The organism is Mucilaginibacter sp. OAE612 (assembly GCF_041806395.1).
Classification (GTDB): Bacteria; Bacteroidota; Bacteroidia; order Sphingobacteriales; family Sphingobacteriaceae; genus Mucilaginibacter; species Mucilaginibacter rubeus.
Map to the genome: position 1 here is coordinate 403094 of NZ_JBGMUW010000001.1, position 24264 is coordinate 427357.

The window sequence follows — 24264 nt, forward strand, 5'->3', positions numbered from 1 at the left end:
CTTAAATAAATTAGCATTTTGCAAACTTAAGCGTTAAAAAATCACATTTATTGTGTTGGGGTTGGGTTGATAGAGCTTATTTATTAGATGGTTGACCGGATTTACAGGTAAATTAAGTTAAAACAGGTTAAAAACATTTTTCCTTTTCACCAAATCAATCTCTACTCTTCAATCAAACGTTTTTAACCTAATAAACTACTCACCAAATCAACCCGGTCAACCTTAAATGTTAGTGTTTAAAGTGACGTACGCCGGTAGTAACCATAGCCAAACCTTTTTCATTGCACATGGCAACCGAAAGCTTGTCATTAATTGATCCGCCCGGTTGTAAAATGGCGGTGATCCCAGCTTCGGCAGCCAGTTCGGCACAATCAGGGAAGGGGAAGAAAGCGTCGGACGCCATTACCGCACCGTTCAGGTCGAAGCCAAAGCTTTGTGCTTTGATCACCGCTTGCCTAAGTGCGTCAACCCTTGAGGTTTGACCCACACCACTTGCCATTAGCTGGTTATTTTTAGCAAATACAATGGTGTTTGATTTGGTGTGCTTTACAATTTTATTAGCGAAGAACAGGTCTTTTAGTTCGGCTTCGGTTGGTGCTTTTTCAGTAACAGTAGTCATTTGGGCCGGACCTTCAATAACAGCGTCTTTATCCTGCTCGATTACACCGTTCAATAAAGTTTTGAAATGCTTAACAGGCAGTTCAACCGGCTGACGAACCAACAGGATGCGGTTCTTTTTACCGGAAAGGATCTGCACTGCTTCGTCTGTAAATGCCGGAGCGATCAGCACCTCATAAAATATCTTGTCGATCTCGGTAGCAGTTTCTGCGTCGATTTCGGCATTGGCAATAATTACACCACCAAAGGCAGATACCGGGTCGCAGGCTAAAGCATCGATCCATGCTTCTTTAATAAATGAACGTGAAGCTACACCGCAGGCATTGGTATGCTTAAGGATAGCGATAGTAGGCTCGGTAAACTCATCAATAATAGCAACTGCAGCATCAACATCAACCAGGTTGTTGTATGAAAGCTCTTTGCCGTTCAGTTTGTTGAACATGGCATCAAGGTTACCATAGAAAGTGCCTTTTTGATGCGGGTTTTCGCCGTAACGTAAAACCTGGCTGGTTTGGATACTTTGTTTAAACACCGGAAGCGGCTCAGCCTCGTTAAAGTAGTTGAAAATATGTGTATCGTAGTTTGACGATATGTTGAATGCTTTTTGAGCGAATGAACGGCGCTGATCAATTGTGGTAGCACCTTCCTGCGTTTTCAGGATATTTTCAAGGCCGGCGTAGTCATCTTTTGAAGCTACGATCACTACGTCTTTAAAGTTTTTTGCAGCTGCGCGGATCAAAGAAATACCGCCGATATCGATCTTTTCGATCACATCTTCGGCACCGGCGCCTGATTGTACAGTTTCTTCAAACGGGTACAGGTCAACAATTACCAAATCAATTTCAGGAATTTCATATTGCTCTAACTGCTGTTTATCTCCATCAAAGCTCCTGCGGGCCAAAATACCACCGAAAACCTTAGGGTGCAGGGTTTTAACACGGCCACCAAGGATTGAAGGATAAGAGGTAAGGTCCTCAACCGGGATCACATTTACACCTAAATTGCGGATAAAAGTTTCGGTACCTCCGGTTGAATAGATATTTACACCAAGGCGGTTTAACTCATGAATGATGGGCTCTAAGTTATCTTTGTAATAAACAGAAATTAAAGCATTTTTTATTTGAACTGACTGGCTCATGTACACACTGTTTTTTGAGCCGCAAAGGTAGTGATATTTAGTTAATTGGAGGTTAGTTAATTAGAGATTAGTTATTAGCATAGGATCGATATTTATCCACATCGAAATTTTATAGCAGGCGATATTTAATGTGTATTACCGTGCGTTCGATAGGCTAATTGTTGAGGTATTCATAAATAATTGGTAACTTAGTATATGACTACGGTGATTATTCAATCAAATTCGGAAAAAAAGACCCGCTTGTTGATGCAGCTTGCTGAAGAGCTTGGTCTTTCTGCGCAAACACAAGAAGTTAAGGATTTGAATACAATTGACGTCGCGAGGGGGATTGGAAGAAAAGCAACAAACGAAGAGCTGATTAATTATTTAAATAAAGATCTTGATGAAGAAGCTATTCCGTTAGATAAAGCTTTTTCTAAATATACTCAATAAGCCCATTCTGTATTTTGAACGTTACCTATTAAGCCTAAGGCCTTAAAGGTTATTGATGCGATTGTTGATTTTGTAGAATCGAAAAATACGCCGGGAAGCGGTGCAAGATTTGCTTTGAAATTCAAGACAGCTATCAAAAGATTAGCTGTACCCGGAGTACAGCATTCCATTTGTAACCATGAGGTTTTAGCCGCGTTCAAATATTCTTGCAGTCATTTCAATGACTGGGTTATAGCCTTTAAAATTGTTGATGGTGAATTGACTGTTTACGAAATTATACATGGGTCATTGTTGTTTTAATAACCCATAAAAGAACTTAGATACCCCCCTAATCACTAAAAAACTCAGCTTTTCATCTTTTTCAACAGCGCCTCAACAACTTTCGGGAAATGATTATGCTCTAACTGCTGGCCTTTAAATTTTACGATCTCAAGCGTATCGCCCGGTTCAATTTTAAATTTCGACTGGTGGATAATCTCGCCTTCGTCAAAGTTTTCGTTAACGAAGTGAATGGTGATGCCGCTTTCCTCTTCTTTATCTTCTAATATTTTGCGGTGTACGTTATCGCCGTACATGCCTTTGCCGCCATATTTGGGTAACAGGGCAGGATGCAGGTTAATAATCTTATTGGGGAATGCTTTTAATAATGATTGGGGCACAAGCCATAAAAAACCGGCGAGCACAATCAGATCAACCTGTAAGTTTTTTAGCAGGCGGATAAACACCGTCTGTTTCATAAAACTCATGGCGACTGAAAATATGCGAGGGTACCTCAAAGTTATCGGCACGCTGTAAAACGTAAGCTTGAGGATTATTGGTAAGTATCAGCACAACTTCGGCATCGGCATTGCGTTTAAAATGCTCCATTAACTTTTGGGCGTTTGAGCCGGAACCTGAAGCGAAAATGGCAATTCTTTTTTTCATCGATAATTTATTTTTCAACGAAGATGAAGCTACAATAGTTTCATCGGGCTGACTGTTTACTTGGCATTGAAACTATTAAAACCATTTTACAATTAAAAATATTTAAAACTATTGGGTGGCAGTTACTTTTTGCCTGATAAACCCGTAACGCATAATGCGTCGTTTTTTTGTCGCCGAATAGTTTGGTTCAACATCCCCTGTTTCTAATACCAGCGAATAATTACCCAAGGTAACTATTTTAGTGTTTTCAAATGGCTTTGAGGTACCGCCCGATGCTTTGGTGGTATCTTTACAAACCATGTCCGAAATTAAAAATAATTTATTTGCAGTAAGCGACCAGCGGCCCTTCGCGGTATCTGATTTGCATTGAAAATTAGTGTAGCTGCAGGAATTGTCGGCATTGAAGGTAAAAAGTTGGGTATCCTGGCAAGTTTGGTTTAAGGTATCTAAAGAAACCTGGGCATCACCCACATAATTGGTAACGGTTATAGAAGCCAATTGCCAGTTACCTGCTAATAATCCGGGTATATGGCTTAAGTTATCTTTCTTGCATGAATTAACAATCAGCGCAATACTTATTAAAAACAGGAAAAACAACAGCGGGGTTCTTTTCATTTATTAAAGGCAAAATTATAAAATATGGTTGATTACCTTGCATCAGTACACTGTAATAAACGCTATAAATTAAATTTATTTCAAAACCAATGCGCGTTCCATACCAAAAACTTGAAGCCGAATTTGAAAGAGTACTATTAAGTATTGATCTGCCGCTTGCAAAAGCCCGGCAATGCGCCGCCATTTTCGCCGCCAACAGCAGGGATGGTGTTTACAGTCATGGCCTTAACCGGTTTCCTGCTTTTGTACAAACTGTAAAGGAAGGCTTGTTTAAACCGGATGCGGAAGCTGTAATGATAAACAATCTGGGTGCAATTGAGCAATGGAACGGTAATTTTGGTCTTGGTATGTTAAACGCAAACAGGTGCATGAGCCGGGCTGTTGAACTGGCCGGTGAGTACGGCATTGGCTGTGTTGCTATCAAAAATACCAATCACTGGATGCGTGGCGGTACTTATGGCTTGCAGGCGGCTGATGCCGGATTTATAGGCATTTGTTTTACAAACACCATTGCTAACCTGCCGCCCTGGGGCGGGCTCGACCCGCGGCTTGGTAATAATCCCCTGGTTATTGCGGTGCCGCGTAAGGGCGGACATGTCTTATTGGACATGGCTATTTCGCAATACTCGGTAGGTAAGCTGATGGAGAGCAAATCGCAAAATAAATCTTTGCCATTGCCCGGTGGCTATGATCATGAAGGGAATTTAAGTACTGATGTCGATGCCATTTTGCAGTCAAAACGGATGTTGCCTATTGGTTTTTGGAAAGGGTCGGGTTTATCGCTGATGCTTGATCTGCTGGCGACATTACTAAGCGGAGGAAAATCTACCTCAAAAATCAGCGAACACGAAAAGGAGTGGGGCGTATCGCAAGTGTTTATCTGCCTGAAAACAGACACTGAGCAAAATGAGCGTTTAATAAATGAAATCCTGGGCTACACCAAAAGCAGCAATCCTGTTGATGGTGAACAGGTTTCATACCCTGGCGAAAATATGCTCAAAACAAGAGAGCGGAATTTACGGGATGGGATACCTGTTAATGAGGAGATCTGGGAAAGGGTTTTGGCGATGTGAACCGATGGATTGACTACTGACAAATTTACCCTACCATCATTCCCTCAAATTTTTCCCAAAAGCCATCGCGCGGTACGGGAGCAATAATAGCAACCGGTTCGTTTTTTACCGGGTGTACAAACGTAAGCTTGCGTGCATGCAGGCAAATGCTTTTGCGCAGGCTGCCGCGGGGATAGCCATATTTATTATCGCCTACGATGGGGCAGCCGAGGGTTGAAAGCTGTACCCTGATCTGGTGCGGGCGACCGGTTATCGGGTCAACCTCAATTAAATAGTATCCGTTTAGCTCGCCCACCAATTTATAGCTTAGCTCCGAGCGTAAGCTGCCCTGTACTTCTCGGTCATGGGCTTTGGTTACATTTTTCTGTGAGTTTTTTACCAGCCAATGTACCAGGGTGCCTTCTTCGGGAAATGGTTTTTTGCGCACTACTGCATAATAGGTTTTATGCATTTCGCGGGCTTTAAACATTTTGTTGATCCGGTCGAGCGCTTTACTGGTTTTGGCAAACAGGATCACGCCGCTTACCGGTCTGTCAAGGCGGTGTACCACGCCTAAAAAAGCGCCGTTAGGCTTGCTGTATTTTTTGGCGATGTATTTTTTTACCTTTTCGTCCAGCGGCTCATCGCCGGTTTCGTCAACCTGTACAATATCTCCCGCACGTTTATTTATGGCAATAAGGTGGTTGTCCTCATAAAGAACATCCTTATCGGTAATATCGGCATTGCTATAATTAAATTCAGGACGGGCCATTTGTGTTAGTTCATGGTTCATGGTTAATAGTTCATGGCCATCATCTTTACTATGATCTATAAACTATCAACTATAGGCTAATTAATACTGCTCTTTCTCGTTAGGGAAACTGTTACTTTTTACGTCGGTATTGTAATTTTTGATCGCGTCGTGCATGATATCATACAGGTTGGAATACTGGCGTAAAAAGCGGGGTTTAAAGCCTTTGTTAATCCCCAGCATATCATGGATCACCAGTACCTGGCCGTCGCAATGCTGACCAGCGCCGATACCTATTGTAGGGATTTGCAGACTTTCAGATACTTCCTGCGCCAGTTTGGCCGGGATTTTTTCCAATACAATACCAAAGCAGCCAAGTTCCTGGAGTTTAAGGGCATCATCACGCAGTTTTTGTGCCTCGGCTTCATGTTTGGCGCGTACGGTGTACGTTCCAAATTTATATATGGATTGCGGTGTAAGGCCAAGGTGCCCCATTACCGGGATGCCGGCGGTTAAGATCCGGCTAACTGATTCGGCTATTTCAACGCCGCCTTCAATTTTAACGGCGTGTGCCCCGGCTTCCTTCATAATGCGGATGGCTGAGTTCAGCGCTTCCTTGGAGTTGCCCTGGTATGATCCAAAAGGCAGATCGACAACCACCAATGCACGTTTAGCCGCACGTACCACAGATGATGCATGATAGATCATCTGGTCGAGCGTTATAGGCAGCGTAGTTTCGTGACCCGCCATCACATTGGAGGCCGAATCACCAACAAGGATGATATCAGTCCCGGCATCGTCGACTATGGTAGCCATCGAATAGTCATATGCGGTAAGCATAGAGATCTTTTCGCCACGAACCTTCATCTCCTGGATGGTATTGGTGGTGATACGCTTTATTTCTTTATTTACAGACATTGATAAATGTGTTATCGCAGTGCAAAGGTAAGCATGATTTCGGATTTCGGAATTTTGATTTCGAAGGTGATTTTTGGATTTCGAATTTCGGAATTTCGATTTCGGATTTTTCTGTTTTTGATTTGTTATTTTGATTGGCAGGGAGCGTATTCATTACTAATAAATCCGAAATCCCACATTCGAAATCCGAAATCAAAATAAATCAGAAATCTCACATCCGAATACCGAAATTATTTTCTACTTTTGCGCCGTGAATCCGGAAGTTCCTTACTTCAATATTTCTATCAGTTTTCACGGGGCTTTGAACCAGGCGATCCGATCATTTAACCCTTTCAATTTTTTTAAGCGATGAATTATTTCACCAAATTACCGGCTATATTGCTGCTTGCCGACGGCACCGTTTTTTACGGTAAAGCTGCTGGCAAAATGGGTACTACCACCGGCGAGATTTGTTTTAATACCGGCATGACCGGCTACCAGGAAATTTTTACCGACCCTTCATACTTTGGGCAAATTATGGTAACCACCAATGCGCACATTGGTAACTACGGTATTGCTAATGAAGAGGTTGAATCGGGCAGGATCCAGATTGCAGGTCTGGTTTGCAAAAATTATAACATTGCCTACAGCCGTAAACAGGCCGATGAATCGATACAGGATTATTTCCAGGAGCAAAACATAGTTGGTATATCTGATATAGATACCCGTCAGCTTGTTCGCCACATTCGTGATAAAGGCGCTATGAATGCCATCATTTCATCAGAAATATTGGATCTGGATGAACTGAAAGCAAAGCTTGACCTGGTGCCTTCGATGGATGGCCTGGAGCTTTCATCGCAGGTATCAACTACCGAAACTTATACTTTTGGCAGCGAAGATGCTCCTTACCGTGTAGCGGTGCTTGACCTTGGTGTAAAGAAAAACATCCTTCGCAATTTTGATTCGCGCGAGGTTTATGCCAAAGTATTCCCGGCTAAAACAACCTACGCCGAAATGGAAAAAGATTTTGCCCCTACAGGCTACTTTATTTCAAACGGCCCCGGCGATCCATCAGCTATGCCTTACGCGGTTGAAACTGTAAAAGAAATTTTAGCTGCTGATAAGCCGATGTTCGGGATTTGCTTAGGCCACCAGTTGCTGGCTTTGGCTAACGATATCCCAACTCAAAAAATGTTTAACGGTCACCGTGGTTTAAACCACCCGGTAAAAAACATCATCATTAACCATTGCGAGGTTACTTCACAAAACCACGGTTTTGGTGTAGTACCGGAAGCTGTACGCGCTTCGGATAAGGTAGAGATCACCCACGTTAACCTGAACGACCAATCCATCGAAGGCATTCGTGTAAAAGGCAAAAAAGCTTTCTCGGTACAATATCACCCTGAATCGTCACCTGGTCCGCACGATTCAAGGTATTTGTTTGATGACTTTATCAAGCTGATGAAATAAATTTTGATTGCACCTGTACAGATTTTAAATGTGCGGATGTCCGAAGCCTTTCAATTTAGTTTGGAAGGCTTTTTTATTTTTCATAATTCCTTTCTAAATTAGTTGTTATATCCGCCTGAATTATGAAGAAATCCATTAATCTGCTCCTTACAGCAGAAGAAAAAGCTATTCTCCGGGCTCAAAAAACCAAGATTGCCGATCTCGTTACCTTCGCCCCGGATGAAGTTGCAATGATATTAAATGCAGATGCCGAACGCGCCAGGGAGATAAATGCATTGATTGAATTTCAAAGTATCCCATCATTAGGGATCAATTTTGCGACTGAGCTGATACAGCAAGGCTATTATTCTTTAGAACAATTAAAAGGCAAAGACCCAGTTGAACTTTTTAATGCATTTGAACGCCACGTAGGCGCCTGGGCCGATCCATGTGTGGAGGATTCATACCGATTATTATCACACTATATTAAGCATGGCGACACCGGAAAAAGCTGGTGGCATTTTACCGCCGAGCGTAAGGCTTACCGGGCCGAGCATGGCTTCCCTGCAAGCCGACCTGCAAAGGCGTGGTACGAGTTGCCGCAGTATCGTAACGGGAAAGAGTTTGTGGGGAGTAAATAAAAAAGTACGGGATTGTGCGATTCCCTCCCTTGGGAGGGTGTAGGGAGGGATTTCATCGATATGCTTATTCGTTTGAAATAGCGTATAGCCCCTCCCTGCCACTGCTCATTCCAACACACCCCTCCCAAGGGAGGGAATTAAAAACATCATCCCACAAAAAAACCGCGAATGAAATCTCAGTCGCGGTTTTGGTATAAAAACTCAGGCGGATATCCTGGATTAGTTTAAGTATGATTGTAACAGGTTTGATTTTGAATTGTGGCGTAAACGCATCAAAGCCTTGTCTTTCAACTGGCGAACACGCTCGCGGGTTAAATCAAATTTTTCACCTATTTCCTCTAACGAATGAGGAGCATGGCCACCAAGGCCAAAAAATAACATCAGTACTTCACGGTCACGTTCGGCAAGGATACCTAACGAGCGTTTAATTTCCTGCGATAATGAATCGGCCATTACTTCAGTATCGGTTGCAGCATCAGAGCTGGCCAATACGTCAAGCAAGGTGTTTTCTTCACCCTGAATAAAAGGCGCGTCCATTGAAATCTGCCTGCCGGCGTTATTCATCGAATCGGCAATTTTATCAACCGAAATTTCCAGGTTGTCTGCAAGTTCTTCGGGTGTTGGCTGTCTTTCAAATTCCTGCTCCAGTTTTGAAGCTGCTTTGTGTATTTTGCTCAATGAACCTATTTGGTTCAATGGTAAACGCACAATACGCGATTGCTCGGCAATGGCCGACAGGATTGACTGACGGATCCACCATACGGCATATGAAATAAATTTAAAGCCTTTGGTTTCGTCAAAGCGTTTTGCCGCTTTAATTAAACCAAGGTTTCCTTCGTTTATTAAGTCGCCCAGGGTAAGGCCCTGGTTTTGGTACTGCTTAGCAACCGATACCACAAAGCGAAGGTTTGTTTTTGTCAAACGTTCTAACGCTACCTGGTCGCCCTCACGGATCTTTTGCGCCAGGATCACTTCCTCCTCAGCTGTGATCAAATCTACCTTGCCAATATCATGCAGGTATTTTTCGAGCGATGCCGATTCGCGGTTAGTGATTGATTGGGATATTTTAAGTTGTCTCATTTTTTAATACAGATTATAAGCTAAAAACGGTTCAATAAGATACATGTGCCGGGTTAAACAACCGGAGGTAAAAACAGACTACATTAAACTTTGCTTCCTTCTTTATTTGTGAACCCGGGATAAGTATTTAATATTTAAAACGAGGGTTTTCTTCTGATATTATTGCTGTAAGGAACGAGCGGTTTAAAAGTTTTAAAATAATGTGCTAACCAATTAAATGTTTAATCAACATATTACCCTATAATGAACAGCACAAAGGTAAGCATTTATTTGCTATTATAGTGTCATTTAAACACCATGAAAATAAGGTTAACGTGAAGATTTTTGAACTTAAACTAATTTTGTTTAGGTTCAGGCGCTTGCTGGGTATCATCTGACTTCTGCTCATCATCATCTGCTTTTGTTTTTTTATGGTTTTTGTTCCACTTAATTTTTATTTTACCTTCATCGCCATCGGTGGCAAGTATGTGTAAAACTATGCCTTTCATACGTTTTTTATTACGTTCGGTTTCATCTGCTATTTTGCTGTCATTCTTCGGGTTGCGCAAGGGTACATCAATGGCTATGTTAGTACCCCGCGATAGCGAATAGGTACCTTCCACATCCATGTTGAGTACGCTCGAGTTAATTTGCATGGGCGCAATTTTTATTTTATCACCATCAAGATCAAACCGGGCTTTTAAATCACCAAAAGTTATATTATCCAGGTCGCGAAAAGGGAAGGCAAATTTGCCTACGCTTTTTATGGGCGCAAAGTTTACCAATGCACCATCTGTTAAATTAACCTGTGCAAATCCTTTTATTGATTTCGGTACCAGGTCGCCGGTGTTTTTGATCCCGCCTTTAATATCAACCCTTGCCGATAGAAAACCCCGCAAGTTATCGCTGGTAAAATCCTTGAGACCGAAGTTGTTAAACGATGCAAAGAAAGTATTAGTATTTACGTGGTTAATAGTTGTACTAATGGCAAAATTATTGGTTGGCCCCTGCAGCACCAGGCCGCTTAAACTCAATGATCCTCCCGAGCTTTTAAGGCTTACATTGCGCATTTTCATGGTGTTGTCGGCTAAAAGGATATCGGCATTAACGCTTGTCGCCAAAAACTTTTTATAATATACTTTGGCTAAGCGCAGGTGAAGTTCGGCCTGCCCTTTATCAAAGGCGGTATTAAGTTGATTGGTAATTTTGGCATTAGACATCCTTTTGCCCGCTCCTCCGCTGCTTTTACTGCTTTCGTATCCGCGATTGTTCAGGAAGCCTAAAAACTCGCCAAGATGTATCTGCGGACTGGTGATCTGCCATACAATCAAAATCTTTTGTGGATCGGTATAATACAGGTTGAGGAAATTGCTCACCTTACCCTGCATGTACACTACGCTACTGCCATTTTGCAGGCGGATATTATTTATATAAAGATCTTTATCGGTAAATTTTAAGGCAATGGAGTTGTTTTTGAATATGAGTCCACGCGGGAGGTAATTTACATCCGCATTTTTAATATCTACATTACCAGTAACGAAGGGTTTGGTGAATTTAAAATTTACAATATCGGCTTTATAAGCAAGTTTTAAATCAACAATGCCTTTGGTAAATTTCAGGCTTTCATCGCCAATAACCGGGTTAAGTTTGGTAACGGGAAAGCGCGATCTGAAAATCCCGGTAGCCACCGGTGTATTCAGGTTGTTGATAAATGCGGTATCAATAGTAAATGGAATATTCTTATAGCTGCCGTTAAAATGATAAAGCTTTATAACCGAGTTATCGTCATTTAAACCTTTGCCATTGATGTAGTTATTACTGAATACGCCATTAAAACTACAATCTTCAACAGTGCCGCCCCGGGTAGTTAACACATTGTTTTTAACCTTGGCCGTAACGTAAATCAACGGATCGCCGCCGCCGCCAAAACTTCCTTTCAAATCGCAGGTAACATCAATTGGCTTTTTCAGATCAAACATTTTGAGGCTTTTGATGATGTTGGCAGCCAGTAGGTTAGCAGCATCGTTCCATAAAATTTCATCCGCTTTCAGGTTAATGGTGAAATCAGTTTCGGGCGATTTAAGATTAAACTGTGCACCCACGGTAAATGGGTTATCGCCAATGTTTAATGTATTGGGGGCAAGGTTAATAACCTGCGATGCATAATCATAACTGATATCAAAATGCCCCTTTAAAAGCCTGTTTTTCATAAAGCTTCCCTTTTTGGTATTGAAGGAAAAGCTGTTTGCTATCGTATTCAGGTCGATATCGGCGTTCCATCCTTTGGCAGGATACTCCATCCGGCCCTGAATATCGTTAACTGCAAATTTGAACAGTTTGTAAGCATGACGGTCGTCAACAACAAAGTTTACCTTGTTCAACGAAAACCTGCCAATTTGTGTGGAAGAGCTGGTTTGTTTCTCTTTTGGGTCTTTTTCAACTTTAGGTTTTGTTTTAAATATCGATGTATTGCTGTAGCCGGTACTATCGGTAAACAGGTCGATATCGGCATTGCTGATATCTATTTTATTGATCACCACTTCGCCCTTTAAAAGGGCCGAGGCATTTACGGATACTTCAAGGTCTTTGGCGGTAAGCAATGTATGATGATGTTGCGCCCAGCGGTTATCTTTCAGTACTACATCTTTCAGCTCGACAGACACCCCCGGAAAACCTTTAAATAATGTTGGATCAATAGTGCCGATGGTTAGCGTGCCGTTCAGGTTTTTATTAAGCTCGGTGGTGATCATAGCAAGCACCTTCTGTTTATTATTATTAACATAAACAGTAAGGGCAATAAACATAATTATAATTAAACCAACAAGCGCTCCGGCGATCTTTAAGGTTATCTTTAACCATTTCGGCATCTTCAACTAATTTATTGTTAAAGCGTTATGGTTATATAATTGTTTGTATTGTAACATATAATTAACATACGGTATAGGAATAGGTAAATAAATCTGCTATAAGATACAATATTTTAAAGGTATAATCGGCTACATCAGTATCATGGAAACAGCTAATAAAATAAAAGTAATTGTCACGGGTGCCACCGGCATGGTAGGCGAGGGTGTATTGCACCAATGCTTATTGAGCGATAAGGTTGAAGCAGTATTAGTTATTAACCGTAAACCCTGCGGTGTAACACATCCTAAACTAAAGGAAATTATACATACTGATTTTTTTAACCTTACACCCATTCAGGATCAGTTAGAAGGTTACAATGCCTGCTTTTTTTGTTTAGGCGTTTCGTCGGTAGGGATGAGCGAAGAAGCTTATTATAAAGTAACTTACCTGCTAACCATGCACGTGGCCGAAATTTTGAGCCGAATTAATCCGGATATGACCTTTTGTTATGTATCTGGTGCCGGTACAGACAGTACAGAAAAAGGCCGCAGTATGTGGGCCCGGGTAAAAGGCAAAACCGAAAATGATTTGATGAAGCTGCCCTTCAAACAGGTATTCAACTTCAGGCCGGGATTTATGAAAAGCTTTAAGGGGGCAAAAAATATCCTGCCATTTTATAAATACATCAGTTGGATGTACCCCATAGGCCGCCTTATTTACCCAAAAGGTTTTATTACGCTTGAGGAAGTTGGGAAAGCCATGATCAATACCGCGAACCGCGGCGCCGGCCGCTGGATATTAGATGGAAAAGATATTGTTGCCATGGCGAATAGCTAACAGTGGGTAATGATATATGGAGAAAGCTATCGTGTAAAACCCGATATATCGTAAATGTTGGGTAGTTGTATTTTAATTAATGCATTGATTAATAGTATTTTGTGTTTTTGGAGCAAGCTTTGAAATGGTGCTGTCAACAGTATTATTTATGAAACTTAAACTCCAGTAACAAATGAACACAAAATTCATGAAAGGCCGCTTAAAAGCACATTTAATCGCGGCGACTATCTTATTGGGCAGCTTGTTTGCCTTTACTTTTAAGGCCGCCGCCCAGGCACAGGCCGTAAAAAACATTGTATTAGTGCACGGCGCCTTTGCCGATGGCTCGGGCTTTAAGGCCGTGTACAATATCCTTACAAAAAAAGGTTATAATGTTACCGTGGTGCAAAATCCGCTTACTTCTTTAAAGGACGACGTTGACGCCGCCAACCGGATTCTGGATAAACAGGATGGACCGACGGTATTGGTAGGCCACTCTTATGGTGGTACGGTAATTACTGAAGCCGGTAATAATTCAAAAGTAGTAGCGTTGGTTTATATAGCCGCGTTTATGCCCGATAAAGGGGAAAATACGATTAAATGGGTACAGTCGGCACCTCCGGCTCCCGAAAATGGTATTTTGCCGCCCGATGATAAAGGTTTTGTTTACTATGATAAAGCCAAATTTCATGGCGGTTTTGCCGGCGACTTAAGTAAAGCCGAAGCCGACTTTATGTTTGCATCGCAAGGACCAACTTCGGTTCAATGCTTTGTTACGCCTGTTGCCGAAGCGGCATGGAAAACCAAACCAAGCTATGCTATAGTGGCCACCGAAGATAAAAGCATTGTGCCCGATGTTGAGCGCACGATGTATAAACGTGCCGGTGCAAAAGTAACAGAGGTAAAAGGCAGCCACGTGATCTTCATTTCGCAGCCTGAGGCAGTTGCTAAAGTGATCATCGACGCGGCAAATGGCGTTAAATAATCAGATAGTTTTTGTTACAGTTTTAAGCGGAATTGGTCATGATTGGCTGTTCCGCTTTTTTATTGGTTTGCCGGAAAAGTGTTGTCACAAGGGCAAAGATGTTATTTGATTTTCCCAGTGCGCCGGATTCATTTTTAGTAACGGCAATGCTATATACTGTATGAGTAAATTAAACGTTTTACCACCCCCAAAACAGCCAATCCGTTTTGTAAAGCTTATTTTATATTGTTAAAAGAACACTAATTATTGCCGGGCTGAATAGACGTACCGGCGATTTTTTCGACAGGTACTTGAACTATGTAATGACTTTTTTACAGGCCAAAAGGTTCCTTTAAGTAAATAATGCATTTTATCTGAATAAAATTTTAAATAAAATTTTTCTTTGTCAAAAATTAAGTGTTATTTCGACAATAATTATAAATCTTTATATGAGCAATAACCAATTAGTGATCGGGGTTGATTACGGGTCTGACTCCGTGCGCTCCGTGATAGTAAACGCGGCCAACGGAGAAGAAATAGCATCATCAGTATTTAATTACCCCCGCTGGCGCGACGGCAAGTATTGCGTTCCTGCCGAAAACCAGTTCCGTCAGCATCCGCAGGATTATATCGACGGACTTAAATCCACCATTAAAGATTGTATTGCACAGGCCGGCGGTGAAGCCATTGCAAAAAATATAAAAGGCATTTCTGTTGATACCACCGGCTCAACCCCCGTTGCGGTTGATGCTACAGGAACACCGCTTGCTTTAACTCCAGGTTTTGAAACCAACCCCAACGCCATGTTTGTGTTGTGGAAAGATCATACTTCGGTTAAAGAAGCAGCACAGATTAATGAGCATGCTGCAAAATTTGATACCAATTATTTGAAATATGTTGGCGGTATCTACTCGTCAGAGTGGTTTTGGGCTAAACTGCTGCATGTACTAAGGGTTGATAAAAGTGTACGTGATGCTGCTGCCTCATGGGTCGAGCATTGCGACTGGGTCCCCTTCCTGTTAACCGGTGGTACCGATGTTAAGGCCATTAAACGCGGCCGTTGCTCTGCTGGTCACAAAGCCCTTTGGGCCGAAGAATTTAATGGCCTGCCTCCTGAAGAATTTTTTGTTTCTCTTGATCCGGTGCTGGCTGGTTTCAGGGATAAATTATATGAAGATACATACACGGCCGATGAAGCAGCCGGAAACCTTAGCGCGGAGTGGGCGGAGATATTGGGACTCTCAACCGATGTGATTGTAGGTACCGGCGCTTTTGACGCGCACATGGGCGCTGCTGGCGGTCAGATTGAGCCTTATCACCTGAGCAAGGTAATGGGCACATCAACCTGCGATATCCTGGTTGCCCCAACATCAGAGATGGAAGGCAAACTGGTACGCGGTATCTGCGGACAGGTGAATGGCTCGGTTATTCCGGGAATGGCAGGTTTAGAGGCTGGTCAATCGGCTTTTGGTGATACTTATGCCTGGTTCAAAAACATCCTGGCCTGGCCATTAAATAACCTGCTTTCACAATCGCAGGTAATTGACGCGGCCACTGCCGAAGCGTTGAAGGAAGAAATTTCAGAAATGATCATCCCTGAATTGAGCAGGCAGGCAGCATTGTTACCCATCGAAGAAAGCAATGAGCTGGCTATTGATTGGTTTAACGGCAGGCGTACACCGGATGCCAACCAGGAATTAAAAGGAGCTATTACCGGTTTGGGTTTAGGCAGCGATGCACCACGGGTATTCCGTGCGCTGGCCGAGGCCACCTGCTTTGGTGCCAAGAGCATTGTTGACCGCTTTATCAGCGAGGGTATCCCGGTTAAAGGGATCATCGGTATCGGCGGCGTAGCAAAAAAATCACCTTTCGTGATGCAAATGATGGCTGATGTTTTGGGAATGCCTATCCGCATTCACCAGTTTAAACATACCTGTGCTTTGGGCGCTGCGATGTTTGCTGCGGTGGTTGCCGGTATCTACCCAACTATCGAAGAGGCTATGACAGCCATGGGCCGCGGCTTTGACGTGGTTTATGAGCCAAACATCGCGTTGAAGGAAGTTTATCAGCAACGCTATAACCAATACAGCATATTGGGCAAGTTTGTAGCTGCCGAAGTTGCTTTGAAAAATAATCCTGAACTGCAAAACGCTTAATAAAGACATGAGTAAATATGATCATATAAGGCTTAGTGCCTATAATGCCAATATGCAGCTGCCCAAACTGGGCCTGGTGCTGTTCACTTTTGGTAACGTAAGTGCCGCCGACAGGGAATTAGGTGTATTCGCCATTAAACCAAGCGGTGTACCTTACGAGGATTTGTCGCCGGAGAAAATGGTAATCGTTGACTTTGATGGTAACACCGTTGAAGGTGACCTTCGCCCGTCAAGTGACACCAAAACACACGCCGTACTTTATAAACACTGGGAAGGCATCAACGGTATTGTGCATACGCACTCTACCTACGGAACAGCCTGGGCACAGTCGCAACGTGATATCCCGATCTTCGGTACTACCCATGCAGATCATTTAACGGTTGATATCCCTTGCGCCCCACCCATGAATGACGAAATGATTAAAGGTAACTACGAGTATCAAACCGGTTTCCAGATCATGGAATGCTTTGAAGAAAAAGGCCTGGATTATAAAGAGGTTGAAATGGTGTTGGTGGGCAACCATGCCCCGTTTACCTGGGGTAAAACTGCCGAAAAAGCGGTTTACAACAGCGCTGTGCTGGAAGCTGTAGCCCAAATGGCCTACCTTACCGAACAAATTGATAAAAGTGCCCCCCGCTTAAAGGATGCACTAATTAAAAAGCATTACGAACGTAAACACGGACCCGATTCATATTACGGACAATAAGCCTGATGAAAAAAATAAACCTGTTTTTCCTGCTGCTTTGTTTTTTTGCCTGCACCCGTTTATCGGCACAGGTGGCAGCTACACCGCCAATGGGCTGGAACAGTTATAACTGTTTTGGTTCGGCAGTACATGAAGATGAAGTAAAAGCTAATGCCGATTACATGGCAGAGCATCTGAAACAACATGGCTGGGAGTATGTGGTAGTCGACTTTTTATGGTCGTACGATAACCCTCCGGGCAGCAATATCGGCAACCCCTTCCAATTGCGTTTACAGGATGGTTCATATGTTCCATGGTTAACTATGGATAAATGGGGAAGGTTAACTCCGCAACCCACTAAATTTCCATCAGCATTTGGCGGTAACGGTTTTAAACCGCTGGGCGATTATATCCACAGCAAAGGCTTAAAATTCGGCATCCACGTTATGCGCGGCATCCCGAGACAAGCTGTTTGGTCAAAATCGCCGGTTAAAGGTACCAATGGCATTACTGCCGATATGGTGGCTGACACCAACTCAAAATGCCCATGGATGAACCACATGTACGGGCTGGATATGAAAAAGCCCGGCGCCCAGGAATACCTGAACTCGCTGCTGGAGCTTTATGCTTCGTGGGGAGTTGATTTTATTAAGGTAGATGACCTTTCACGCCCATATAGTAATGCCGAGGTTGAAGGTTATCAGAAAGCCATTCAGCAATGCGGCAGGCCTGTTGTATTAAGCTTATCGCCCGGTGAAACCCCGGTTGCGCAAGCGGCTCATGCTACCAAATATGCCAATATGTGGCGCATGGCTGATGATTTTTGGGATAACTGGAAAGAGATCCTGCATATGTTTGAATATGCCAAAAGCTGGGAAGGCATTGGCGGCCCCGGCCACTGGCCCGATTGCGATATGATCCAGATCGGTAAGCTAAGTAAACGCGGCCCGGTAGGACAGGAGCGCTTCAGCCGCTTTACCGAGGATGAGGAATATACCCACATGACCTTCTGGAGCATCTTCCGTTCGCCGCTGATGATTGGTGGTAACATGCCCGAAAACCGTGATTTTGAATTGAAACTTTTTACCAATGATGAGGTAATTGCGGTAAACCAAAAAGGATCGAACCCTAAGCAGCTATATAAAAAAGATGGCGCCATGATCTGGTATTCGCAGATTCCCGACAGCAAGGATATTTATGCCGCCTTTTTCAATATCGGCGATGATGATAAATCCGTATCCCTGAACTTCAAAGACCTGGGCCTGAAAGGCAAGGTAACCGTACGTGACCTGTGGAAAAAACAGGATGTTGGCCAGTACAAAACAAGCTATCAGCAAAAAATAAACAAGCACGGCGCAGCATTATTCAGGCTGTCGCCAAAAAACTAAACCAATTCACTAAATCACTCATTCGCTAAATCAATAATTAATTATAATGATCGATCTGAAAACATTTGAAGTATGGTTCATAACCGGGAGCCAGAATTTATACGGAGAAGAAACACTGAAAAAAGTTGCCGAGCACTCGCAGGAAATTGCTAAAGGTATTGATGGCGCTGCCAATATTCCTGTGCGGGTAGTGTACAAACCAGTTGTTAAATCAACCGAAGAAATCTATAACACTTTACAGCAGGCTAACGTTGCCGAAAACTGTATCGGTGTTATTGCCTGGATGCATACTTTTTCGCCTGCTAAAATGTGGATTCGTGGGTTAAGCATCCTTAAAAAACCGATGCTGCACCTGCATACCCAATATAACCGCGATATTCCATGGAGTTCAATTGATATGGATTTCATGAACCTGAACCAAAGCGCCCATGGCGACAGGGAGTTTGGTTTCATGGTATCACGCATGCGCATGAACCGTAAAGTGGTTGTTGGCCACTGGCAGGATGGCGAAGTGTTGAAAGACATTGAAAGCTGGAGCCGCGCGGCTGCCGGCTGGTACGATTGGCAAGGCGCTAAGTTTGTTCGCTTTGGCGATAACATGCGCTTTGTAGCTGTTACCGATGGTGATAAAGTTGAGGCCGAATTGAAATTTGGGTTCGCGGTAAATACTTATGGTATCGGCGATCTGGTTGCCGTTGTTGACAGCATCAGCGATGCTGAGGTTAAAGCCCTTACAGATGAGTACGAGGCTACTTACACTATGGCCGATGACCTTAAGCAAGGCGGTGCGAGGTATCAGTCGGTTTATGACGCTGCTAAAATTGAACTTGGCTTACGTAAATTTTTACAAGATGGCGGCTTCAAAGGTTTCAGCGATACGTTTGAAGACCTGCACGGCATGATCCAGTTACCGGGTATTGCTTCGCAGCGCTTAATGGCCGATGGTTACGGTTTTGCTGGTGAAGGCGACTGGAAAACTGCTGCCCTGGTACGTGCATTCAAAGTAATGGGTGCTGGTTTACCAGGCGGTAACGCTTTCATGGAAGATTATACTTATCACTTCGATCCGAACAATGCCTTGGTTTTAGGCTCACACATGCTCGAGGTTGATAGCAGCTTAGCTAATGGTAAAGCAGCATTAGAAGTACATGCCTTAGGTATTGGTGGCAAGGCGGATCCTGCACGTTTGGTATTTAATGTAGCCGGTGGTGCTGCGCTCAATGCTTCAATTGTGGATATGGGCAACCGTTTCCGTTTAATTGTTAACGAGGTTGAAGCCATCGAGCCGGTTGAAGATCTACCGAAATTGCCAGTTGCAAGGGTGCTTTGGAAACCACTGCCGGATATGAAAACCGGTTGCGCAGCCTGGATCTACGCCGGTGGTGCACACCACACCGCATACAGCCAAAACCTGTCGGCCGAGTTGATCAATGATTTCGCTGATATGGCTGGTATTGAGTTTTTGCGTATAGGCAAAGACACCAAGCTTGATCAGTTCAGGAACGAGATCAGGTGGAATGACGCGGCGTATAAATAGCCCCAGCCCCCTCTAAATCTCCCCCAGAAGGGGAGACTTGAAAAAAATATAAGATGGTCGCCGCTCGGCTCCGGCCGAGTGGCAACTATTAAGCGGCCTCTGGCCGCCGGGATTGGAGTAGCAGGCCAGAGGCCTGGGGATAATAGCCACTCGGCTGGAGCCGAGCGGCGGCGTTTTTTTTAAAGACTTACGAAGTTTTTAAAACTTCGTAAGTCTTAAGTTCTGCGCTGTTTCGCGTTAGGGATAGAAGCGGATACCGGCCACGTGGCTAAGGCCTGTGCAGTATGAGCGGATAGCCCGGCCGCAGGCAACGCCATGTGAATTTGAGATTTCGGATGTGGGATTTCGGAGTAGTCTGAACTCGAATTCTTGGAATTAAAGAATTTGTCGAATTAGATTAGCATTCTGTTAATCCTTTAATTCGGCAAATTCAGGTTCAAAAAAAATGAGAAGAGTATAAACTTAACCAATGCTTTAAAAAGCCCTCACCCTTAAGGGGAGGGTTGGGAGGGGCAACTAATTTAAACCAAATAATGAACAAATTTTCCACTATCGATTACGTGATCTTCGTAATCTATTTTATTGTAGTTACGAGCTACGGGTACTGGGTATACAGCCGTAAAAAGATCAAAGGCGTATCTGATAGTCACGACTTTTTCCTGGCCGAGGGGTCGCTTACATGGTGGGCCATTGGTGCTTCGCTAATCGCGTCGAATATATCTGCCGAGCAATTTATAGGCACCAGCGGACAGGGTTTTGCCGTGGGTTTGGCCGTTGCAGCTTACGAATGGGTTGCTGCCATAGCGCTGATTATTGTGGCTGTATGGTTTATACCGGTATACCTCAAAAATAAGATTTTCACCATGCCGCAATTTCTGCATACGCGGTATAATGAAACGGTAAGTTTTATCATGGCCATTTTCTGGCTATTGTTGTATGTGTTAGTTAACCTAACTTCTATACTTTACCTGGGTGCATTGGCCATTAACAACTTAATGGGTGGCGGATACCTGCACGAGATCATTATCGCGCTGTCTATTTTTGCCTTGTTCATTACCCTTGGCGGTATGAAGGTGATCGGTTTTACCGATGTTATACAGGTATTGGTGCTGGTTGTTGGCGGTTTGGCTACCACTTATATAGCGCTTACTTTGGTTAGCGAGCATTTTGGTTTGGGCAAAGACGCCATGGCGGGCCTAAATAAAATGATGAGCGATGCACCAGATCACTTTAAAATGATGATGGCTAAACCTAAACCGGGCGCTCCGCAGGCAGAGATCAACAAATACCTTGCGCTGCCTGGTATTGCTATGTATTTTGCCGGTCAGTGGATAGTGAACCTGAACTACTGGGGCTGTAACCAATACATCACACAAAGGGCTTTGGGTGCTAACCTGAAAACTGCCCGTACAGGGATCCTTTTTGCAGGTTTAATGAAACTGGCTATGCCTGTTATAGTGGTATTACCGGGTATTGCTGCTTACGTATTGTACAAAAACGGTGGCTTGCAACAAGAAATGGCATCGGGTGGTCACTTTAATTCGGATAATGCTTACTCGGCTATATTAGGCTTTTTGCCAACCGGTTTGAAAGGTCTTTCTGTTGCGGCTTTGACGGCTGCTATTGTGGCTTCGCTTGCGGGTAAGGCTAACAGTATCAGTACTATTTTTACGCTTGATATTTACAAAAAACACATCAGTAAAGAGGCCAGTGAAAAAAGTATGGTTAATGTAGGCAGGCTTACTATTTTGGCTGCATTAGTGTTCTCTATCATGCTTACCTGGAAAGATCTTTTAGGCATAGGCGGCGAAGGCGGCTTCACCTTTATCCAGAAATACACCGGCTTTATCAGCCCGGGGATCTTCGCCATTTTTATTTTAGGTTTCTTCTGGAAACGTACCACAGGCGCAGCCGCTATTGCAGGTATTTTGACAGGCTTTGGCATGTCGGTATTGTTCAATAACTATGCACCAAAATTGTTTGGTAACGAAACCCTGCTTTATACAGCTTTCCCTAATGGAAAAGGCGGCTATGAGATTCCGTTCCTGATTTGTATGGGGCTATCTTTCATGTTTACCATTATTGTGATGGTGGCCATAAGCCTTGCCGGTCCGAAAGTTAATCCGAAAGCATTTGAAATTCCGCGTAGTATGTTCAAGGTTGAAAAATCAACTATGGCATTAATTGTAGTTACACTGATCCTGCTTACCATGCTTTATGCTAAATTCTGGTAAGTACAATAATTTATAAAATGAAGTTTTTTATCGACACGGCCAACCTGGCACAAATTAAAGAAGCCCACGATTTGGGTGTATTAGACGGCGTTACCACCAACCCATCATTGATGGCTAAAGAAGGTATTACCGGCCATGAAAATATCATTAACCACTACAAAGCCATTTGTGAAATTACCGATGGCGATGTAAGTGCCGAAGTTATATCAACCACTTTTGACGAGATGGTTGCCGAAGGCGAAGCGCTGGCTGCCCTTCACGAGCGCATTGTGGTAAAGCTGCCCATGATAAAAGATGGCGTAAAAGCTTTAAAATATTTTAAGCAAAAAGGAATTAAAACCAATTGTACGCTGGTGTTTTCAGCAGGTCAGGCCCTGTTGGCGGCTAAGGCTGGTGCTACTTATGTATCACCATTTATTGGCCGTTTAGATGATATCTCAACAGATGGTTTACAACTGATTGAAGATATCAGGCTGATTTATGATAACTACGGTTATGAAACACAGATCCTGGCAGCTTCGGTACGCCATGCTATGCACATCGTTAACTGCGCTAAGCTGGGTGCCGATGTGATAACCGGTCCGCTGAGTGCTATTACCGCTTTGCTAAAACATCCGCTTACAGATAACGGACTTGCGCAGTTCCTGGCCGACCATGCCAAAGCTGCACGTGTTTAGTTGAAATATTTGATTTTTGAATAAGAAAGTCCCGCGCGAGGCGGGCTTTTTTAAATTAAATATTTTAAGTGTTTTTTTAACAATTATAAATTAATTTTTATACATTGGTCTCACTGATTCCCAAACCATTAGTTAAACCAATTTATTTGTTCCGGAAATTATAATAGTTAAACGGCAAATGCTTTAAAAAGCAAGCTAACAACCTCAAATTATGAAGAATAACAAGAATTTATTAATGATGTTAAGCTGTTCGGCAGCGCTTTTTGCGGCTTGTAACGGTAATCCAAAAGCAACTGATTCAACCGTGAAAGATTCAACCTCGGTAACTACCCAGTCAATACCCGATTCGGCCAATTTTGAGGCCGATGTACAGGGGAAGAAAGTAAAACTCTTTACCCTGAAAAATAACAGCGGTGCAACAGTGGCCGTTACCAATTATGGCGGTAGGCTGGTTAGCTTACTGGTACCCGATAAAGATGGCAAAGCTACCGATGTTATTTTAGGTTACGATTCGTTGAAAAGCTATCAAAAACCAAAGGAGCCGTATTTCGGCGCCATTATAGGCCGCTATGGTAACCGCATTGCAAAAGGTAAATTTACTCTTGATGGCAAAGCTTACCAGTTGGATATAAACGATGGCGTAAATACCCTGCATGGCGGTTTTAACGGCTTTTACGGAAAAGTGTTTGCGGCTAAACAACTGAGCGCATCACAACTGGAACTTACCTATGTTTCAAAGGATGGCGAAGGCGGTTATCCGGGCAATTTAACTGCAACGGTGGTTTATACCCTGGGCGATGATAATGCGCTTAAGATTGAATACAAAGCTACTACCGATAAAACTACCATTGTTAACTTAACCAATCACGCTTATTTTAACCTCAATGGCGCCGGTAATCCAACCATTACTGATAACGTACTGCAAATAAATGCCGACGCTTTTTTGCCCGTGGATACCACGCTTATCCCAACCGGAAAACTGCAGCCTGTTAAAGGTACCCCATTTGATTTTACCACTTCAAAAACCATTGGTAAAGACATTGGCATTGCTGATGAGCAACTGAAAAACGGCAAAGGTTATGATCATAACTTTGTATTGAACAAGCATGACCTTAGCACTCCAATTGCTACTGTTAAGAGTACAGTTACCGGCATTACTATGGAGGTATTCACCGAAGAGCCCGGCTTGCAATTTTACTCGGGCAACTTTTTAACCGGCGAAACCAAAGATGGTAAAGGCGGCAAAGCCTATCCTTACCGTTCGGCGTTTTGTTTGGAAACCCAGCATTTTCCGGATGCGCCAAACCAGCCGGCGTTTGCTTCAACCGTGTTAAAGCCTGGTCAAACTTACCATACGGTAACCATTTACAAATTCTCCAAATAA

The 24264-nt window shown here is 43.3% G+C and carries 20 protein-coding genes and 1 pseudogene; 14 read left to right on the plus strand and 7 right to left on the minus strand.

What is annotated here, in order from left to right; all coding sequences use genetic code 11:
* Positions 1-229: 229 nt before the first annotated feature.
* Positions 230-1756, minus strand: coding sequence for a bifunctional phosphoribosylaminoimidazolecarboxamide formyltransferase/IMP cyclohydrolase (purH, locus tag ABID99_RS01740; protein ID WP_090528944.1), 1527 nt, complete (start codon positions 1754-1756; stop codon positions 230-232).
* A gap of 195 nt (positions 1757-1951) precedes the next feature.
* Here purH and ABID99_RS01745 point away from each other — a divergent pair, with 195 nt between their 5' ends.
* Both ABID99_RS01745 and ABID99_RS01750 read left to right on the plus strand, forming a co-directional pair.
* Positions 1952-2188 (plus strand): hypothetical protein, encoded by a 237-nt coding sequence (locus ABID99_RS01745; RefSeq protein WP_176627991.1) that lies wholly within the window; start codon positions 1952-1954, stop codon positions 2186-2188.
* Positions 2189-2215: 27 nt separating this feature from the next.
* Complete coding sequence (locus ABID99_RS01750) at positions 2216-2488, plus strand: type II toxin-antitoxin system RelE/ParE family toxin (RefSeq protein ID WP_373615884.1); 273 nt, start codon at positions 2216-2218, stop codon at positions 2486-2488.
* 44 nt (positions 2489-2532) lie between these two features.
* Here the strand turns inward: ABID99_RS01750 and purN are convergent.
* Positions 2533-3112, minus strand: a pseudogene (gene purN, locus ABID99_RS01755) (phosphoribosylglycinamide formyltransferase).
* Positions 3113-3220: 108 nt separating this feature from the next.
* Positions 3221-3727: a DUF5004 domain-containing protein gene (locus ABID99_RS01760; RefSeq protein WP_090528930.1), complete on the minus strand. Its 507-nt coding sequence runs from the start codon at positions 3725-3727 to the stop codon at positions 3221-3223.
* 89 nt (positions 3728-3816) lie between these two features.
* Between ABID99_RS01760 and yiaK the strand changes: the two genes are divergently transcribed.
* Positions 3817-4800 (plus strand): 3-dehydro-L-gulonate 2-dehydrogenase, encoded by a 984-nt coding sequence (gene yiaK, locus ABID99_RS01765; protein ID WP_373612665.1) that lies wholly within the window; start codon positions 3817-3819, stop codon positions 4798-4800.
* A gap of 25 nt (positions 4801-4825) precedes the next feature.
* Here the strand turns inward: yiaK and ABID99_RS01770 are convergent, their stop codons facing one another.
* Both ABID99_RS01770 and panB read right to left on the minus strand, forming a co-directional pair.
* Entirely contained in the window at positions 4826-5572 is a 747-nt protein-coding gene (locus tag ABID99_RS01770; protein WP_090528924.1) for an RluA family pseudouridine synthase, read from the minus strand.
* 60 nt (positions 5573-5632) lie between these two features.
* Positions 5633-6448, minus strand: a complete 816-nt coding sequence (gene panB, locus ABID99_RS01775; RefSeq protein ID WP_176627994.1) for a 3-methyl-2-oxobutanoate hydroxymethyltransferase — start codon at positions 6446-6448, stop codon at positions 5633-5635.
* 348 nt (positions 6449-6796) lie between these two features.
* Here panB and carA point away from each other — a divergent pair, with 348 nt between their 5' ends.
* Together carA and ABID99_RS01785 are read left to right on the plus strand one after the other, a co-directional pair.
* A complete protein-coding gene (carA, locus tag ABID99_RS01780) occupies positions 6797-7897 on the plus strand; it encodes a glutamine-hydrolyzing carbamoyl-phosphate synthase small subunit (RefSeq protein WP_176627995.1) in 1101 nt (366 codons plus the stop codon).
* 122 nt (positions 7898-8019) lie between these two features.
* Positions 8020-8517, plus strand: a complete 498-nt coding sequence (locus tag ABID99_RS01785; RefSeq protein WP_373612666.1) for a helix-hairpin-helix domain-containing protein — start codon at positions 8020-8022, stop codon at positions 8515-8517.
* Positions 8518-8736: 219 nt separating this feature from the next.
* Here ABID99_RS01785 and ABID99_RS01790 read toward each other — a convergent pair whose 3' ends face one another.
* Both ABID99_RS01790 and ABID99_RS01795 read right to left on the minus strand, forming a co-directional pair.
* Positions 8737-9597 (minus strand): RNA polymerase sigma factor RpoD/SigA, encoded by an 861-nt coding sequence (locus ABID99_RS01790; protein ID WP_090528912.1) that lies wholly within the window; start codon positions 9595-9597, stop codon positions 8737-8739.
* 335 nt (positions 9598-9932) lie between these two features.
* Positions 9933-12443 carry an AsmA-like C-terminal region-containing protein gene (locus ABID99_RS01795; RefSeq protein WP_373612667.1) on the minus strand — a complete coding sequence of 837 codons (2511 nt, stop codon included), beginning with the start codon at positions 12441-12443 and terminating at the stop codon, positions 9933-9935.
* Positions 12444-12585: 142 nt separating this feature from the next.
* Here ABID99_RS01795 and ABID99_RS01800 point away from each other — a divergent pair, with 142 nt between their 5' ends.
* From ABID99_RS01800 to ABID99_RS01840, 9 genes are all read left to right on the plus strand, one after another.
* Entirely contained in the window at positions 12586-13260 is a 675-nt protein-coding gene (locus tag ABID99_RS01800; protein ID WP_373612668.1) for an NAD-dependent epimerase/dehydratase family protein, read from the plus strand.
* A 172-nt stretch (positions 13261-13432) separates the two neighbouring features.
* Positions 13433-14224: an alpha/beta hydrolase gene (locus ABID99_RS01805; protein ID WP_373612669.1), complete on the plus strand. Its 792-nt coding sequence runs from the start codon at positions 13433-13435 to the stop codon at positions 14222-14224.
* A gap of 428 nt (positions 14225-14652) precedes the next feature.
* The gene (locus ABID99_RS01810; RefSeq protein WP_373612670.1) at positions 14653-16359 is read left to right on the plus strand and encodes a ribulokinase; all 1707 of its coding nucleotides are present in this window, start codon (positions 14653-14655) and stop codon (positions 16357-16359) included.
* A 7-nt stretch (positions 16360-16366) separates the two neighbouring features.
* Positions 16367-17065: an L-ribulose-5-phosphate 4-epimerase gene (locus ABID99_RS01815; RefSeq protein ID WP_090528897.1), complete on the plus strand. Its 699-nt coding sequence runs from the start codon at positions 16367-16369 to the stop codon at positions 17063-17065.
* A gap of 5 nt (positions 17066-17070) precedes the next feature.
* On the plus strand, positions 17071-18432 hold the full coding sequence (locus ABID99_RS01820) for a glycoside hydrolase family 27 protein (protein WP_373612671.1): 1362 nt from the start codon (positions 17071-17073) through the stop codon (positions 18430-18432).
* 46 nt (positions 18433-18478) lie between these two features.
* Positions 18479-19969 carry an L-arabinose isomerase gene (gene araA, locus ABID99_RS01825; RefSeq protein ID WP_373612672.1) on the plus strand — a complete coding sequence of 497 codons (1491 nt, stop codon included), beginning with the start codon at positions 18479-18481 and terminating at the stop codon, positions 19967-19969.
* Positions 19970-20502: 533 nt separating this feature from the next.
* The gene (locus tag ABID99_RS01830) at positions 20503-22203 is read left to right on the plus strand and encodes a sodium/solute symporter (RefSeq protein ID WP_090528891.1); all 1701 of its coding nucleotides are present in this window, start codon (positions 20503-20505) and stop codon (positions 22201-22203) included.
* Positions 22204-22220: 17 nt separating this feature from the next.
* Complete coding sequence (gene fsa, locus ABID99_RS01835; protein WP_373612673.1) at positions 22221-22880, plus strand: fructose-6-phosphate aldolase; 660 nt, start codon at positions 22221-22223, stop codon at positions 22878-22880.
* 211 nt (positions 22881-23091) lie between these two features.
* On the plus strand, positions 23092-24264 hold the full coding sequence (locus ABID99_RS01840; protein WP_373612674.1) for an aldose epimerase family protein: 1173 nt from the start codon (positions 23092-23094) through the stop codon (positions 24262-24264).

What these genes read in the sequence shown, in the direction of transcription:
- purH (WP_090528944.1), bottom strand. Translation starts at nt 1,756, where the DNA reads ATGAGCCAGTCAGTTCAAATAAAAAATGCTTTAATTTCTGTTTATTAC.
- ABID99_RS01745 (WP_176627991.1), top strand. Translation starts at nt 1,952, where the DNA reads ATGACTACGGTGATTATTCAATCAAATTCGGAAAAAAAGACCCGCTTG.
- ABID99_RS01760 (WP_090528930.1), bottom strand. Translation starts at nt 3,727, where the DNA reads ATGAAAAGAACCCCGCTGTTGTTTTTCCTGTTTTTAATAAGTATTGCG.
- yiaK (WP_373612665.1), top strand. Translation starts at nt 3,817, where the DNA reads ATGCGCGTTCCATACCAAAAACTTGAAGCCGAATTTGAAAGAGTACTA.
- ABID99_RS01770 (WP_090528924.1), bottom strand. Translation starts at nt 5,572, where the DNA reads ATGAACCATGAACTAACACAAATGGCCCGTCCTGAATTTAATTATAGC.
- panB (WP_176627994.1), bottom strand. Translation starts at nt 6,448, where the DNA reads ATGTCTGTAAATAAAGAAATAAAGCGTATCACCACCAATACCATCCAG.
- carA (WP_176627995.1), top strand. Translation starts at nt 6,797, where the DNA reads ATGAATTATTTCACCAAATTACCGGCTATATTGCTGCTTGCCGACGGC.
- ABID99_RS01785 (WP_373612666.1), top strand. Translation starts at nt 8,020, where the DNA reads ATGAAGAAATCCATTAATCTGCTCCTTACAGCAGAAGAAAAAGCTATT.
- ABID99_RS01790 (WP_090528912.1), bottom strand. Translation starts at nt 9,597, where the DNA reads ATGAGACAACTTAAAATATCCCAATCAATCACTAACCGCGAATCGGCA.
- ABID99_RS01795 (WP_373612667.1), bottom strand. Translation starts at nt 12,443, where the DNA reads ATGCCGAAATGGTTAAAGATAACCTTAAAGATCGCCGGAGCGCTTGTT.
- ABID99_RS01800 (WP_373612668.1), top strand. Translation starts at nt 12,586, where the DNA reads ATGGAAACAGCTAATAAAATAAAAGTAATTGTCACGGGTGCCACCGGC.
- ABID99_RS01805 (WP_373612669.1), top strand. Translation starts at nt 13,433, where the DNA reads ATGAACACAAAATTCATGAAAGGCCGCTTAAAAGCACATTTAATCGCG.
- ABID99_RS01810 (WP_373612670.1), top strand. Translation starts at nt 14,653, where the DNA reads ATGAGCAATAACCAATTAGTGATCGGGGTTGATTACGGGTCTGACTCC.
- ABID99_RS01815 (WP_090528897.1), top strand. Translation starts at nt 16,367, where the DNA reads ATGAGTAAATATGATCATATAAGGCTTAGTGCCTATAATGCCAATATG.
- ABID99_RS01820 (WP_373612671.1), top strand. Translation starts at nt 17,071, where the DNA reads ATGAAAAAAATAAACCTGTTTTTCCTGCTGCTTTGTTTTTTTGCCTGC.
- araA (WP_373612672.1), top strand. Translation starts at nt 18,479, where the DNA reads ATGATCGATCTGAAAACATTTGAAGTATGGTTCATAACCGGGAGCCAG.
- ABID99_RS01830 (WP_090528891.1), top strand. Translation starts at nt 20,503, where the DNA reads ATGAACAAATTTTCCACTATCGATTACGTGATCTTCGTAATCTATTTT.
- fsa (WP_373612673.1), top strand. Translation starts at nt 22,221, where the DNA reads ATGAAGTTTTTTATCGACACGGCCAACCTGGCACAAATTAAAGAAGCC.
- ABID99_RS01840 (WP_373612674.1), top strand. Translation starts at nt 23,092, where the DNA reads ATGAAGAATAACAAGAATTTATTAATGATGTTAAGCTGTTCGGCAGCG.